At 73.8% G+C, this 13,354-nt stretch carries 10 protein-coding genes, 1 tRNA gene and 1 pseudogene; 3 read left to right on the plus strand and 9 right to left on the minus strand.

The window, feature by feature from the left end:
- Window positions 1–122: 122 nt before the first annotated feature.
- From ACIQNG_RS19025 to ACIQNG_RS19035, 3 genes are all read right to left on the minus strand, one after another.
- Window positions 123–196: transfer RNA gene (locus tag ACIQNG_RS19025), tRNA-Met, on the minus strand.
- A gap of 48 nt (window positions 197–244) precedes the next feature.
- Window positions 245–1,273 (minus strand): alginate lyase family protein, encoded by a 1,029-nt coding sequence (locus tag ACIQNG_RS19030; RefSeq protein WP_401486350.1) that lies wholly within the window; start codon window positions 1,271–1,273, stop codon window positions 245–247.
- A 533-nt stretch (window positions 1,274–1,806) separates the two neighbouring features.
- Window positions 1,807–2,976, minus strand: a complete 1,170-nt coding sequence (locus ACIQNG_RS19035) for a dihydrofolate reductase family protein (protein ID WP_401486352.1) — start codon at window positions 2,974–2,976, stop codon at window positions 1,807–1,809.
- Between the two features lie 59 nt (window positions 2,977–3,035).
- Between ACIQNG_RS19035 and ACIQNG_RS19040 the strand changes: the two are divergent.
- Window positions 3,036–3,557 (plus strand): annotated as a pseudogene (locus ACIQNG_RS19040) (MarR family winged helix-turn-helix transcriptional regulator); the annotation flags it as partial.
- Between the two features lie 400 nt (window positions 3,558–3,957).
- The gene (gene ribA, locus ACIQNG_RS19045; protein ID WP_401486354.1) at window positions 3,958–4,674 is read left to right on the plus strand and encodes a GTP cyclohydrolase II; all 717 of its coding nucleotides are present in this window, start codon (window positions 3,958–3,960) and stop codon (window positions 4,672–4,674) included.
- Between the two features lie 72 nt (window positions 4,675–4,746).
- On the opposite strand, the gene ACIQNG_RS19050 is transcribed toward ribA, so the two are convergent.
- The 4 genes from ACIQNG_RS19050 to ACIQNG_RS19065 all read right to left on the minus strand — a co-directional run bounded on the left by ACIQNG_RS19050 (window position 4,747) and on the right by ACIQNG_RS19065 (window position 9,603).
- Window positions 4,747–5,811 (minus strand): PucR family transcriptional regulator, encoded by a 1,065-nt coding sequence (locus ACIQNG_RS19050; RefSeq protein WP_401436915.1) that lies wholly within the window; start codon window positions 5,809–5,811, stop codon window positions 4,747–4,749.
- Between the two features lie 124 nt (window positions 5,812–5,935).
- Entirely contained in the window at window positions 5,936–7,480 is a 1,545-nt protein-coding gene (locus tag ACIQNG_RS19055) for a flotillin family protein (protein ID WP_401486357.1), read from the minus strand.
- Between the two features lie 94 nt (window positions 7,481–7,574).
- Window positions 7,575–8,102, minus strand: a complete 528-nt coding sequence (locus ACIQNG_RS19060; RefSeq protein WP_401436921.1) for a hypothetical protein — start codon at window positions 8,100–8,102, stop codon at window positions 7,575–7,577.
- Window positions 8,103–8,304: 202 nt separating this feature from the next.
- Entirely contained in the window at window positions 8,305–9,603 is a 1,299-nt protein-coding gene (locus ACIQNG_RS19065; protein ID WP_401486359.1) for a nuclear transport factor 2 family protein, read from the minus strand.
- Window positions 9,604–9,707: 104 nt separating this feature from the next.
- Here ACIQNG_RS19065 and ACIQNG_RS19070 point away from each other — a divergent pair, with 104 nt between their 5' ends.
- Window positions 9,708–10,820, plus strand: coding sequence for a LysR family transcriptional regulator (locus ACIQNG_RS19070; protein WP_401486361.1), 1,113 nt, complete (start codon window positions 9,708–9,710; stop codon window positions 10,818–10,820).
- On the opposite strand, the gene ACIQNG_RS19075 is transcribed toward ACIQNG_RS19070, so the two are convergent.
- A complete protein-coding gene (locus ACIQNG_RS19075) occupies window positions 10,765–11,829 on the minus strand; it encodes a Gfo/Idh/MocA family protein (RefSeq protein ID WP_401486363.1) in 1,065 nt (354 codons plus the stop codon). The genes ACIQNG_RS19070 and ACIQNG_RS19075 overlap by 56 nt on opposite strands.
- A 72-nt stretch (window positions 11,830–11,901) precedes the next feature.
- Window positions 11,902–13,308, minus strand: coding sequence for an amidohydrolase family protein (locus tag ACIQNG_RS19080; RefSeq protein ID WP_401486365.1), 1,407 nt, complete (start codon window positions 13,306–13,308; stop codon window positions 11,902–11,904).
- Window positions 13,309–13,354: the final 46 nt, after the last annotated feature.

The raw sequence follows: 13,354 nt of genomic DNA on the forward strand, positions 1-13,354 counted from the left end.
CCGGATGAAACGACAACCGACCTGAGTGAGAGAAGACACCGGAGAACGAGAGGACGCGCCGGGGGTGCGGGAAACACTCAGGGCCGGAATCCTTGATCTGGATTCCGGCCCTGAGCCTTGAGTAGCGGGGACAGGATTTGAACCTGCGACCTCTGGGTTATGAGCCCAGCGAGCTACCGAGCTGCTCCACCCCGCGTCGGTAAACACAACTATACGTCATCCGCGGGACCCCCAGCACCAGGGTTTACGGGGCGTCGGCGTGGGTGAGCGTCTCCCAGGCCACGAAGTGGTCGTCGGTACCGGCCGGACGGGAGTGGGCGACCAGCCTGCGGGTGGCCGGGAGCGGGGTGCCGAGACGGTTCTCCAGCTGGTTGAGGGCGACCTCCAGGTCCGGCCCCATGTCCCGTTCGACCCGGCCGCCGCACAGCCACCCGGGCGCGGGCGCGCCCTCCTGGTACGGCGCGTGCAGCTCCAGCGCCGCCTTGAGCCGCGCGGCGGTGTCGTCGTCGTACAGATCCACGCCCTGGTGCCGGGCCGTCTCGGCGACATGGGCGGTGGCGGCGACGGCGTGCCCGACGTGGGCGAAGCCGCGGCAGGTCTCCTGGGTGAGGCCGTCCTTGCGCAGGTGGAAGAAGGTCGGGACGCGCTCGCGGAAACGTCTGAGGGCGGCGTCGAAGGTCGCGCGGTCCTCCAGGAACACGGCGATGGAGAGGGCGGCGTCGGTGGTGACGAGGTCCCGGCCGCCGTCGCGGTCGGGAGCGCGCCCGGTGACGTACGGGAGGTGGGCGGTGCGGAGCATGGCCTCGAAGCGGCGCACCCGGTCCTCGGGCCAGTCGGCGCCGGGGGTGTGCCGGACGATCTCGGCGGCCCGCGCCCAGGTGCTGCCCGCCCACCCGGCCTGGAGCCCGGCGTCGGCGTGGGTGTGCCGCTTCAGCCGTGCCGACCAGGCGTCCATGATCTCGGTGGCCTTCGCGGCATGCCGCCGTTCGCCGGTGACGGTGAACAGCAGGGCCTGGGTGTAGGCGGCGATGGCGTCCTCACGCTCCTCGACACAGCCGGGGCCCGCGTGGTCGCCGGACGGGCAGGACACGTCCGTACGGGGGCGGGCCCGGTACTCGTGGGAGCCGTACCTGCTGTCGCGCATGTCGCGATACGCCTTCAGCCAGGGTCGGCGGCCCGAGGTGACCCGCTCGCGCAGGGCGTCGAGCTGGGCTCCCCCGACCAGGACGCCGGGGTGGGTGAAGGGCCGGTCGGCGGGGAGGGAGCGGGTCATGGCCCGCGAGCCGGCGTCCAGGGTGCCGCAGGAGGTGAGGGAAAGGAGGGTGGCTGTGAGGGCCGCCGCGAGGGCGAACCTGCGGGCTCGTGCGCTGCGGGCCGGTGCGCTGCGTGCGCGTGCGCTGGGTGCGCGTGTGCTGGGTGCGCGTGTGCTGCGTGCGCGTGTGCTGCGTGCGCGTGCGCTGCGTGCGCGTGCGCTGCGGGCCCTGCGGGTCGTGGGGGTCACGCGCTCCCTCCCCGCCGACCGGCCCTTCACCCGCATCGCCGCCTCACCCGCATCGCCGCCTTCGAGTCGCCGCGTCCACGTCGCCACTTCCGCCGTCCCGGCGACGGCCCGGCCGGTGGCCGGGTTCCTGGCAGCGTGCCGGTGGGGGATCGGGGACGCATCCGGTGGTGGGCCGTTCGGCCCCCGGCCTTCAGGCCCCGGCCCTTCAGCTCCCAGCCTTCAGCCTTCCGCCTTCGGCCTTCAGCTCCCATCCCTCGGCCTTCAGGCCCCGGTTTCAGGCCCCGGCTCGTTCGCCCGACGCGGGGTCAGGCGAGGAGGTGGGCGTTCGGCGCCTTGGCCCGCCGTTCGTACTCCGGGAGTACGACGACCGTGGCGCCCTCCGCCGTCAGCAGCCCGTTGCCGTCCGCGCCCGGGACGAAGGTGTCCGGCTCACGCCACGCGGTGACGACCCTCCGCACCCCGGCGTCGAGGATCAGCCGCGCGCAGGGCCGGGGCCGCGAGGCGCGGCGGGCGCACGGCTCCAGGCTGCTGTAGACGGTGGCGCCGGGCAGGCGGGGGTCGGCGGTGTCCAGCTTGGCCAGGGCCGCCTCCTCGGCGTGCACGGCGGGGTCGCCGCCCTCGCGGGAGTACCCCCGGGCCAGCTCGGTGCCCTCCTCTGCGACCACCACCGCGCCGACGCTGAAGGCGGTCCGGGAGGGCGGGCAGAGCGCGGCGAGGTCGCAGGCGAGGCGGAGCCAGTGGTGATCGGCGGGGGTGGCCCCGTACCGCGCCCGGTCCCGCGGCGGCTCCTCGGGCGACCCGTGCCGTACGTCGTAGCGCATCAGTACGACGTCGTCGATGCGGCGGGTCTCCAGGAGCCGGAGACGGCCGGGCGGGTAGCCGGCGCCGGGGCCGAAGAGGCGGGGGGCGGTGGGGTCGCCGACGAAGAGGGGGGCGAGGACGAGGTGGAGTTCGTCGGCGAGGCCCTGGTTGAGGAGCTGGGTGTGGACCGTGCCGCCGCCCTCGACCATCAGCCGCCGTACGCCGCGCTCGTCGTGGAGATGGGTGAGTACGGTCCGCCAGTCGACGGCGTCCGTGCCGAGCGGGACGACGTCGGCGGCGAGACCGGCGCGACGGGCCCGCTCGGCGCCCCGGTCGGTGGTGTAGAGCACCTTGTCGCCGCCGGTGTGCCAGAAGTGCGCGGCGGGGTCGAGGTCGCCCGAGCCGCTGACGGTGACCTTGAGGGGGTACGCGGGGCGCCCGGCGGCGACCCGGGCCGCGCGCCGCTCGGCGGAGTTCACCAGCAGCCGGGGGTTGTCGGCGCGGATCGTGCCGGCGCCGATCAGGATGGCGTCGGAGGCGGCCCGTACCTCGTCCACCCGCTCGAAGTCGGCGGGGCCGGACAGCAGCAGCCGGTCGGGGCCGGTGTCGTCCAGGTAGCCGTCGAGGGAGACGGCCGCGGAGAGGAGGACGTGCGGGAGGGACCTGGGGGACATGGGCGCCTTCCATGCGACATCTACTTGGTTCAAGATTGAAGCAAAACTACACTGACGGCATGACGACTCGCTGGCTCACCCCGGACGAACAGCGTGCCTGGCGCGCGTACCTGGGGGCCACCCTCCTCCTGGAGGACACGCTCGACCGGCAACTCCAGCAGCAGGCCGGCATGCCGCACCTGTACTACTCCGTCCTCGCCACCCTCTCCGAGGCCGAGGAGCGGCGGCTGCGGATGACCGATCTCGCCGAGCGGCTGAAGATCACCCGCAGCAGGCTGACGTACGCCGTCACCCGGCTGGAGCGGGACGGGCTGGTCCGGCGCGAGGACTGCCGGTGGGACAAGCGGGGCAGTGTGGCCGCGCTGACGGACGAGGGGCTGGCCACGGTGGAGCGGGCGGCGCCGGGGCATGTGGAGACGGTCCGGGCGGCCCTCTTCGCCCACCTCACACCCGAGCAGGTGGGTCAGCTGGAGGAGATCTTCACGGGGGTCACCCGGGCGATCCAGGGCGAGGATCCGAGGAAGGCGCCGGGGAGTGTGCCGTGGCTGCGGCGGTCGACGCCGGGGGCGCCGCCGAAGTCCTGCGGGGAGACCGGCCCTCGGGCCGAGACCGACGCCCCGGTCGAGACCGGCACCCGGGCCGAGACCGGCACCCCGGTCGAGATCGACGCCCAGGCCGAGACCGGCACCGCGGCCGAGATCGAGGCCCCGACCGAGACCGACGCCCCATAGGCAACGGCACCCCCATCTGCCACCCTGGCCGTTCCCATCTCCCTCCGCCCCTTCCGCCCCCTCTGCCCTCCCCAGCCCCTCCAGCCCCTCCAGCCCTCCGCCCCCTCCAGCCCCCGCGCCCCCTCCGCCCCCTCCGCCCCCTCCGCCAAACAGGTTGCTTCAACTTTCAAGCGTGCCGTAGGGTCATATTCGTCCGAGCTGCTTCAAATCTGAAGCAGCAGCCTGGAGCGACACCCGCCCGGAGACACCCATGCCCGACGCGCCCGCCACACCCGAGCCCCTCGACGCCCTCACGGCCGCCATCGCCGCCGCCCCCGGCACCGCCCTCGCCCCCGCCGCCACCGTCCGTACCCGCGTCCGTGTCCCGCTGCGGTTCGGGGACGGGTACGAGGTCGCCGCCGAGCTGGTCACCTTCCACGGGCTGGTGGACGGGCGCGAGCACCTCGCGATGGTGCTCGGCACTCCGGCGCCGGACGCGCCCCCGCTGGTGCGGCTGCACTCCGAGTGCCTGACCGGCGATGTGTTCGGCTCGGCCCGCTGCGACTGCGGTCCGCAACTCCGCGAGGCGGTCGAGCGGATCGCGGAGCGCGGCGGCGTCCTGCTCTACCTCCGGCAGGAGGGCCGCGGCATCGGCCTCTACAACAAGCTCGACGCGTACGCCCTCCAGGACCAGGGGCTCGACACCTACGAGGCCAACGCGGCGCTCGACCTCCCCGAGGACGCCCGTGACTACACGGCGGCGGCCCAGATGCTCGACACCCTCGGCGTCACCGGCCTCGACCTGCTCTCCAACAACCCGGACAAGGCGGAGCAGTTGCGCGCTCTCGGTGTCACGGTCCACGAGCGTGTCCCGACGGGGGTCTTCCCCACCGCCCACAACGTCCGCTACCTGCGCGCGAAGGTGCTCCGCACCGGCCACGCCCTGCCGCTGGACCGGCTCACACCGGCGGACCGCACGGCGGGCTGAGCGGGGCACTCACAGCTCAGTCTCCGATCCTCACAGCTCCGCCTCCGATCCTCACAGCTCAGTCTCCGATCCTCACAGCTCCGCCTCCGGCCACCCCAGCAGCCGCGCCCCGATCACCGCCGTCTGGAGGGTGTACCGGTGGACCGGGTCGGCCGGATTGGTACCGGTCAGCTTGTGGATCCGGTCCAGGCGGTACGTCAGCGCCCGCACGCTCAGCCGGAGCCGGCGGGCCGCCTCGGCGGCGACACAGCCGGAGTCGAAGTACGCGGTGAGGGTGGCCACCAGCGGCTCCGCCCCGCCGCGCGCCTCCCGCAGCGGGCCGAGGGTGTTGCGCACCAGGTCCGCCATGGCCTGCCGGTCACGGGTCAGCACCGGGTACACCAGCAGGTCGGCCGCGCGCAGCACCGGCTCCTCCAGGTGCAGCCGGGCCGCCAGATCGAGGGCGTTGAGGGCCTCCTCGTAGGAGTGCACGACCCCGCCGGCGCCGGGGTGCGCCCGGCCGATGGCGACCTGGCCGCCCCCGGTCGCCGCGTGCGCCTGCTTGGCGAAGTGGGCCAGGATCTCGTCCTGGTCGCCGGGCACGATGCAGATCAGCCGGCCGTCCTTGGTGGTGAGCAGGATGCGGCGCTCGCCGAAGCGGGTGAGCAGGACGTTCTCGACCTGCCGGGTGGCGGGGTGGGTGTCGTCCACCGGGGTCGCGGCCTGGGCGACGGCGACCGCGTGGGCGTGCGAGAGCAGCAGCCCGAACCGCTCGGCCCGCTCCACGATCCGGCCCAGGTCGCTACGGCCGTACAGCAGGTCGTCGATGAACTCGCGGCGGGCCGCCTCCTCGCGGCGCATGGCCAGCCGCTGGGCCCGCTCGTGGCCCTCGGCGAAGGCGTCGAGGGCGTGCTCGACGGCGGCCAGCGCGTGCTCGCTGCCGGAAGGCGGCAGGGTCGGCCATATCTCCCGGGTCGCCGCGAGATGCCGGCGGACCAGGATCCGCAGCCCGTGCCCGGCCTCTGCGGCCCGCTCGCCCTGGGCGCGCAGCGACTCCAGTTCGTCGCGGGTGAGCCGGCGGCCCGTGGCGCAGACGTCGGCCAGGATCTCGGCGTATCCGGCCAGATGTGCCTCGTCGCCGCCCTCGGTCTGCGTCACCGTCGCGTCCCTCTCCCCGAACGCCCGCTCACCCCACGGGCCACCTGGCTGATGCGCCACCGGCGCCTCCCCCGGTCGGGGGTACGGGAACCGGTGACGCATCAATTCTGCCGGATTCGGGAAGTCAGCCCGCGATCTCTATCTTCTCGGTGCTGGTGCTGGTGCCGCTGCCGATGCGCTCCTCGGCAGGCTGTGCGCCCGGGGCCCGCTGGGCGAACCCCTTCAGCAGCGCGGCGAGGTCGACACCGGTCGTGGCGCCGAGGAGTTCGAACCCCTGGGCCACGTTGTCGGCGACCGTACGGGACAACTGGCTCGCCCCGTCCGTGGAGATGACGGTCATCTTGTCCACCGCGCTCAGCGGCTCGGACGCCTTGGCGACCACCTGCGGCAGCACCTCGACCAGCATCTGGAGCACGGCCGCCTCGCCGTACTGCCCGAACGCGTCGGCCTTCTTCTGCATGGCCTCGGCCTCGGCCGCGCCCTTGGCGCCGATCGCGGCGGCCTCCGCGTCCCCCTCCAGACGTACGGCTTCGGCGATCGCCGCACGCCGCGCCCGCTCGGCCTCACCCTGCTTGAGGCCCTCGATGGCCTCCGCCTCGGCCAGCGCGCCACGGCGCTGCTTCTCGCCCTCACCGGTCAGCCGGGCCCGCTCGGCCTCGGCCTGCGCGGCGGCGATCGCGGCCAGCCGCTCCGCCTCGGCCTGCTTGACCCGGGCGACCCGCTTGGCCTCGGCCTCCTGCTCGGCGGCGTACCGCTGGGCGTCGGCGGGCTTGCGGACCTGGGTGTCGAGTTGCCGGTCGGTCAGCGCGGCCTGCCGCTCGGCGACCTTCTCCTGCTGCATGAGGATGTCCTGCTGCCGTGCCGCCTCGGCCAGCGGTCCGGCCGCCGCGGCGCGGGCCGACGCCTCGTCGGTCTCGGCCTTGATCTCGGCCTGCTTGAGGTAGAAGGTGCGCTGCGCGACCGCGATCTCCTCCTCGGCCTTCAGCCGTGCCTGTTCGGCCGCCCGCCGGGCGACGGCCTCGGCGATGTCGGCCTCCTGCTTGGCACGGGCCGCCTCGGGCCGGCCGAGGTCCTCCAGATAGGAGCCCTCGGTGGTGATGTCCTGGATCTGGAAGGCGTCCAGCACCAGCCCCTGCCCGGACAGACTGGCCTCGGCCTCCTCGGCGACCTGCCCGGCGAACGCGGCCCGGTCCCGTATGACGTCCTCGACGGACATCCGCCCGACGATGGCCCGCAGCGCGCCCGACAGCACCTCCTGGGTGAAGCCGACGATCCCGTCCTGCTGCATCAGGAACCGCTGGGCCGCGGCCCGTATCGAGTCCTCCGTACCCCCGACCTTGACGATGGCGACCCCGTCCAGATTGGCCTTCACCCCGCGCAGGGTGACCGCGCCGCGGACGGCGACCGGGATGTGCCGGGACGACAGGTCGAGCGTGAACTTCTGCTGCACGAACGGCACGACGAACACTCCGCCGCCGACCACGACCTTCTGGCCGCTGTTGTCCGTGAACACCCGCCCGGTCTCGGGATCGGTCGACTTCTTCCCGCGCCGCCCGGTGACGATGAACGCCTCACTGGGCCCCGCGACCTTGTAACGACTGACGACGACGAGAACGAGCAGTACGAGGAGTACGACGACTCCGACGACCGCGACAAGAACAGGACTCATGGCAGCACCCCCAGCCGGGTAGGACGACGGTCGAGAAGTTGCGGGAGACGGACGAGGTGAAGAGCGCGGCGGCAGAGGCCGCCCGGCCCCTCGCTCAGCGGGCGTCCGGCCGTGCCGGCCGCACCGGCCGCACCAGCACCGAGGTCGCGGAGGTCGTCGCCTCCACCCACACCTCGGCGCCCCGTGGCACCGGCGCCGCGCTGCGGGCGGCGAACTTCACCGGCTGGCCGGCGAGGTGCAGCAGCACCTCACCGAACCCGTCCGACGGGATGGCCGTCACCACGCTCCCCGATGTGCCGATCAGATCGTCCCCCGTCGGCGTCGCCGCCGTCTGATCGCGCATCAGGGCGCGGCTGAAGCGGTACGTCAGCCAGGCCGTCCCGACCCCCAGGAGCGCGCCGACACCGGCCGCGCCCCAGGTGCCGGCCCCCGTGACGGCCTGGGTGATCACCCCTCCGAACCCGGTCATCGCCAGAAACCCGGCGACGACCGGCAGTGACAGCCACCCGTCGAGGCTGCCGCCGAGCGCACCGTCGAACGCGCCCTCCAGCAGCCCGTCGAAGATCAGCGACACGGCGAGCAGCACGACCCCCGCGATGCCGATTCCGAGAAACCAGCTCATCCGTGCCGCCCCCTCTCCCGCCCGCCGCCATCTCCGTCTTAACGGAATCTTGACACGTACGACAGGGGTCGCACATTGCCCGATCCCGGCAATCTTTATGCTCTCTTAATGCCATGATCCTGCGCGCTGGAGGTGCGGGTGCGGGGGGTGCCGGGGGGTGCGCGGGCCCCCCGGGGGGGTGCGGGGTGGTGCGGGGGGCGCCTCAGCCCCCGGCGGCCGTCGCTGTCGCCGCCACCGCCACTGCTGCCGTCCCCGCCGCGGTCGCCTCCCGGTGGTACGCCTTGTTGGCGATCCGCCACCCGCCCGTGGTCCGGACCAGCAGGAACGCGTCGATGAAGGTGTCCGCCCCGTGCCGGAGCGTCATGGTCGCGGTGGCGACGGTCCCCCGGACGTCCACGGCGTCGATACGGCGGAACCGTGTCGCCTCGTCGGCGGCGGGCTGCCCGGGGAACCGCCCGCAGTACTCCGCCAGCCCCCAGGAGACGAACTCCCCGTCCCGGATCCCCTCGACATGCGCCCCCGGCAGGAACGCCGCGCGGAAGTGGACGGGGTCCCCGGTGGCATGCCCCCGGAGGTAGGCCCGGAGCGGCTCCAGTACGTCGTCCCCGACGGCGGGGACGGTGGCCGCCACGGCGATGTCCGCGTCCGCGTCGACGGGGGTGCCGGCGAGGTCGGCGGCGAGCGGGGACGGGCTGCCGGAGGCGGCGGCGAGCAGCGCCATGTCCTTGGCGAGGGCGCCGACCGTGAACTCGGCGGGCGCCGCGGCCGACGCCCCGTCCAGGAACCCCCTCTTGCGCCCCACCAGCCCCCCGAGCACCCCCGGTTCGAGCACCTCCAGCACCCGCTCCCGGGGCAGCCCCAGCGCCTCCCCCTGCCGCAACGCCTCCCGCAGCGCGAGGACGCCGCCCGCGAGCCCGCAGTTGGCGACCAGCTTCAGCGCGGCGGCCGTAGCGGCGTCCCCGGCACCCGTGCCGACCCACCGCATCCGCCCGAGCCTCTCCAGCACCCCCCGCCCCCGCCGGACGGCCTCCTCGCCGCCCGCCACCAGAATCTCCAGCTCACCGGCGGACGCGGCACCGACCGAGCCCAGCACGGGGGCATGCACGTAGGACGGCCCGACCGCCCGCGCCAGCGCCGCCGCCTCGTCGGGACCGACGGTGCCGGTGTTCAGTACGACCGTCTCCGCCCGCAGCGCGCCCCGCACCCGGTCGAGCACCTGGTGGCAGGCCGGCCCGTCGAACAGCGCGAGGACGACGACATCGGCGTCGGCGACGGCCGTGCCCGGATCGTCGGCCACCGCGAACGCGCCCCCGGTCCGCGCCAGTCCGGTCCGCGCCAGTCCGGTCCGCGTCCGCCTGGTCCGTGCCCGCCCGGTCCCGGTCCGCCCGGAACGCGTCCAGCCGATCACCTCCGGGCCCGCGCCCCCGGCGAGTCGTGCGGCGAGGGCGGAGCCCATCCGGCCCAGCCCCAGTACGGCGACGGTCTGCGGTTCCTTGTCCATGACCCCAGCCTGGAACCCGCCCGTCCCTGCGACAAGCGCAGATCAGGCAGAGCAACCATGCCGCACACGCATACCCGGCTGCCCATCCCCGGCATACTCCTGCCATGGACCTGACGGTGTGGCGGACGTTCGTGACGGTGTACCGGCTCGGCTCGCTGTCGGCGGCGGCCGATGAACTCGGCTACACCCAGTCCGCCGTCTCCCGTCAGATCGCCGGGCTGGAACGGCGGCTGGGCACCGAGCTGATCCACCGCCAGGTGCGCGGCGTCCGCCCGACCCCGGCCGGGGAGGTGTTCCACCATCACGCCCTGATCGCCCTGGACGAGGCCGACCGCGCCGTACGGGCCGTACGGGACCTGCGCGACGGGGCGTTCGTCCGCCCGCTCACCGTCGGCGCGACCCCGTCGCTGGCGGCCGGGATCGTACCCACCGCCGTACGCCGACTATTGGACGACGGCCTTCCGAACCATAACCTTCCGGACCATGGCCTCCCGAACCATGACCTTCCGGGCTATGACCTTCCGGACCATGGCCTTCCGAACCATGGCCTCCCGGGCAACGGCCATCCGGGCAACGGCCATCCGGGAACCGGCCGTCCGGGAACCGGCCGTCCGGGCAAAGGCGATTCGAGCGGCGGGGTCGGTCCCCTCCCCTGGACCCTGACCTCCGGACTCAGCGGTGACCTGCACGAACGGGTCTCCACGGGTCGGCTCGATGTCGCCGTGGTCACCGACGCGCCCCCGGGGCTGCCCCATGACCCCCGGGTCGGGCAACGGTTCCTCGGCACGGACGAGATGGTCGTCGTCCTGCCCGTCGGACATCCGCTGGCCGGGAGCGGCCCGCTTCCCGTCGCGCGCCTCGCCGACGAGAGCTGGGTCGAGGACAACGACGGCTCGGCGGCCCTGCTGCGCCGGCACGCGGCCCGCGCCGGTGTCACGGCCCGGATCGACCTCGTCGCCGCCGACCTGCCCGGCAAGACGGCGCTGGTCGCGACCGGCCACGCGATCGCCCTGATCCCCGGATCACTGACCCCGGCGCTGCGGACCGACGTCACCACGGTGCGGTTGGTGGATCCCCCGACGCGCGGGATCTACGCCATCACCCCGCACCGCTCCCCCCACCCGGCCACCGCGTCCCTCCTGGCCCATCTGGCGACGGCGTTCAGCTCCGCCCGATCCCCGGAAGCCCGGGAAGCCGTACCGGACGGGACCCCTTAGCGAGCGACTCCGCCCCCACGACCCCCACCAGCGAGGCAGCCACGGCGGCTCGTACGGGGACCAGCGGCGGCCGGCCCTCCTCCACGGTGGCGCGGAACGCCTGAAGCATCCGTACGGTCCCCTCAACCCGCCGCTCCACGGCCTCTCCGTCCAGCAGCAGCCGGTCCGGAAGCCGTTCCTCGTCCCGGGTGCCGCCGTCCGGCGCGGCCCACGCCTCGGTGCGGAACCGCACTGCCCAGGCCCGCTCACCGCCCGCCCGCACCGACTCGGCCAGCCCGCGCGTCCCGCGCACGGAGACCCAGCTCCAGTGGCTGTCGGGCTCGCCCTGCAAGAACCCGTGCCGGGTGACGGCCAGCGCGCCCGAGGACAGGCGGGTGGTCATGACGACGGCCCCACGGGCGTGCTCCTCGTCCACCACGAACGCCGACACCTCCACCGGCCAGGCGTCCGTGAGCGCCAGCACCGGGGACAGGGTGTGGGTGCAGTACGCCGTCGGCGCGATCCGTCCGCGCCAGTGCGCGGGGTCGCCCGTCAGCGCGTGCACCTGCTGCGGCGACATGCCGTGCAGGTAGTCGGCCTCGATCAGGCTGACCCGCCCCAGTTCCCCGGCGGCGACGGCCTGCCGCAGAAGCCGGACGTGGGGATGGACGACGTAGTTCTCGGCGAAGGAGTACGTCGCCGTCGAACGGTCCGCCGCCTCGATGAGCGCGAGCCCTTCCGCGTGGCTCACACAGGCCGCGGACTCGGACAGCACATGCACCCCGCGCTCCAGGAAGGCGATGGCGGGCGCCGCGTGCTGATCGAAGTCATGGGCGAGCACGACCGCGTCCAGCCGCCGCTCCAGCAGTTCGGGCCACTCCTCCAGCACCGCGGCATCGGGAAGTTCCTCCCGTGCCGCCGCCCGCCGCCCGGGATCGCGGTCGCACACCGCGACCACGTCCATGCCCACCCGACGGCACCATCCCGCCAGGTGGAGCCCCATCCTCAGCCCCACGACTCCCACGCGCACGCCCCCATCCTCCGCGCCCGCCCCCACCGATCCGCAACCCATTTCCCGCCCGGGCGGCTGCGGCAGGGGGAGTCACCCGAGGCCGGGACGATTCTCCGGCGCGAGCAGATGGGCGCGAGAGGCGTGGACCTCGGCGCGCAGGGCGGCGAGGTCGACATCGAGAACCCGGCCGTCCCATTTACGGGGCTCGCCGTCGATGAGGACGGCGCTGATGTTGCGGGCGTCGGAGCCCAGGACGACGGTGCCGATGGGGTCGTTGAGCGGCATGTTGTTGAGGTCCTCGGCCTGGACGACGAGGAGGTCGGCCTTCTTGCCCGGGGTGAGGGAGCCGGTGAGGCCGGCGAGCCCGTTGGTGCGGGCGCCCTGGAGGGTGGCGAAGTCCAGGACGTCGCGGGTGGTGATACGGGCGGGCTGCCGGTCGGTGCCGTAGGCGGCGTTGACCGCGCGCATGCGCTGGATGGCGTGCAGGGCCCGCATCTGGGTGAACATGTCGCCGGCGAGGGCGACTTCGACGTCGATGCTGAGTCCGGGGCGGACCCCGGCGGCGAGGGCCTCGTCGACGGCGGGGATCGCGGTCTCCAGACCGATCTGCGCGTCGGAGGTCGGCGCGAGGGCCACGGTGGTGCCGGTCTCCCCCACCGCCCGCCAGGCGTCGGAGGTCAGCCCGGTGGCGTGGATGAGCGTGACGTCGGGGCCGAGGACGTTGTTCGCGGCCCAGCGCAGCACCGCTTCGGAGGAGGCCGTGCCGAAGACGGCGTCGACGCTCACCCCGATGCCCAACTCCTGTGCGGTACGGGCGAGTCCGGGGCCGTAGGCGAGCAGCGGTCCGGCGATCTCGTCCGTGGCCAGGGCGGCCAGCCGGAGGGTGAGCAACTGGTCGTCGCTGCTGAAGTACCGGTCCTTGACCCGGGCCAGGTCGCCGGGCCACTGCCGGTCCCAGTCGCCGAAGTGCGGGCCCATGGAGGCGTGCACCCCGCGGATGCCGGTGGCGAGGAGTGCCTCGATCGCGGCGTCCGTGTGCTCGCGGGTCCGGGAGTTGTGGGAGAAGTCGAGCATGGTCGTGATGCCGCTGTCGATCGCGCTGAGCGCGGCCAGTCTGGTGCCGGTGTACATGTCCTCGGGCCGGTAGACCCGGGCATGCCCGGCCAGGGTGGCCGTGACGTAGCCGCCGAGGTCGTCGACATCTGGCATGATCCGACGCAACTGGGTCTGCCAGGCGTGCCGGTGGGTGTCGACGAAGCCGGGCACGAGGATCGCACCACCGACGTCCACGACGACGGCGCCGTCACCGGCGTCGAGCCCGCGACCGACCGCGGTGATGGTGTCCCCCTCGACCAGGAGGTCACCGCCGTCGATGACGCCGAGCGCGGGGTCCATCGTGACGACGGTCCCGCCGCTGAACAGAACCCGCCGCCGGTGAGCGGGCCGCCGCCGCACCTGCTCAAGCACGGCGGCACCGGTGATGCCGTGGACATCCATGGGAATCTCCCTTGGCGATGAAGGAACGGACGGAAAGAACCCGGGA

Source organism: Streptomyces sp. NPDC091377 (genome assembly GCF_044757045.1).
GTDB lineage: Bacteria > Actinomycetota > Actinomycetes > Streptomycetales > Streptomycetaceae > Streptomyces.

What these genes read in the sequence shown, in the direction of transcription:
- ACIQNG_RS19065 (WP_401486359.1), bottom strand. Translation starts at nt 9,603, where the DNA reads ATGGACAAGGAACCGCAGACCGTCGCCGTACTGGGGCTGGGCCGGATG.
- ACIQNG_RS19035 (WP_401486352.1), bottom strand. Translation starts at nt 2,976, where the DNA reads ATGTCCCCCAGGTCCCTCCCGCACGTCCTCCTCTCCGCGGCCGTCTCC.
- ribA (WP_401486354.1), top strand. Translation starts at nt 3,958, where the DNA reads ATGCCCGACGCGCCCGCCACACCCGAGCCCCTCGACGCCCTCACGGCC.
- ACIQNG_RS19080 (WP_401486365.1), bottom strand. Translation starts at nt 13,308, where the DNA reads ATGGATGTCCACGGCATCACCGGTGCCGCCGTGCTTGAGCAGGTGCGG.
- ACIQNG_RS19030 (WP_401486350.1), bottom strand. Translation starts at nt 1,273, where the DNA reads ATGACCCGCTCCCTCCCCGCCGACCGGCCCTTCACCCACCCCGGCGTC.
- ACIQNG_RS19055 (WP_401486357.1), bottom strand. Translation starts at nt 7,480, where the DNA reads ATGAGTCCTGTTCTTGTCGCGGTCGTCGGAGTCGTCGTACTCCTCGTA.
- ACIQNG_RS19070 (WP_401486361.1), top strand. Translation starts at nt 9,708, where the DNA reads ATGGACCTGACGGTGTGGCGGACGTTCGTGACGGTGTACCGGCTCGGC.
- ACIQNG_RS19060 (WP_401436921.1), bottom strand. Translation starts at nt 8,102, where the DNA reads ATGAGCTGGTTTCTCGGAATCGGCATCGCGGGGGTCGTGCTGCTCGCC.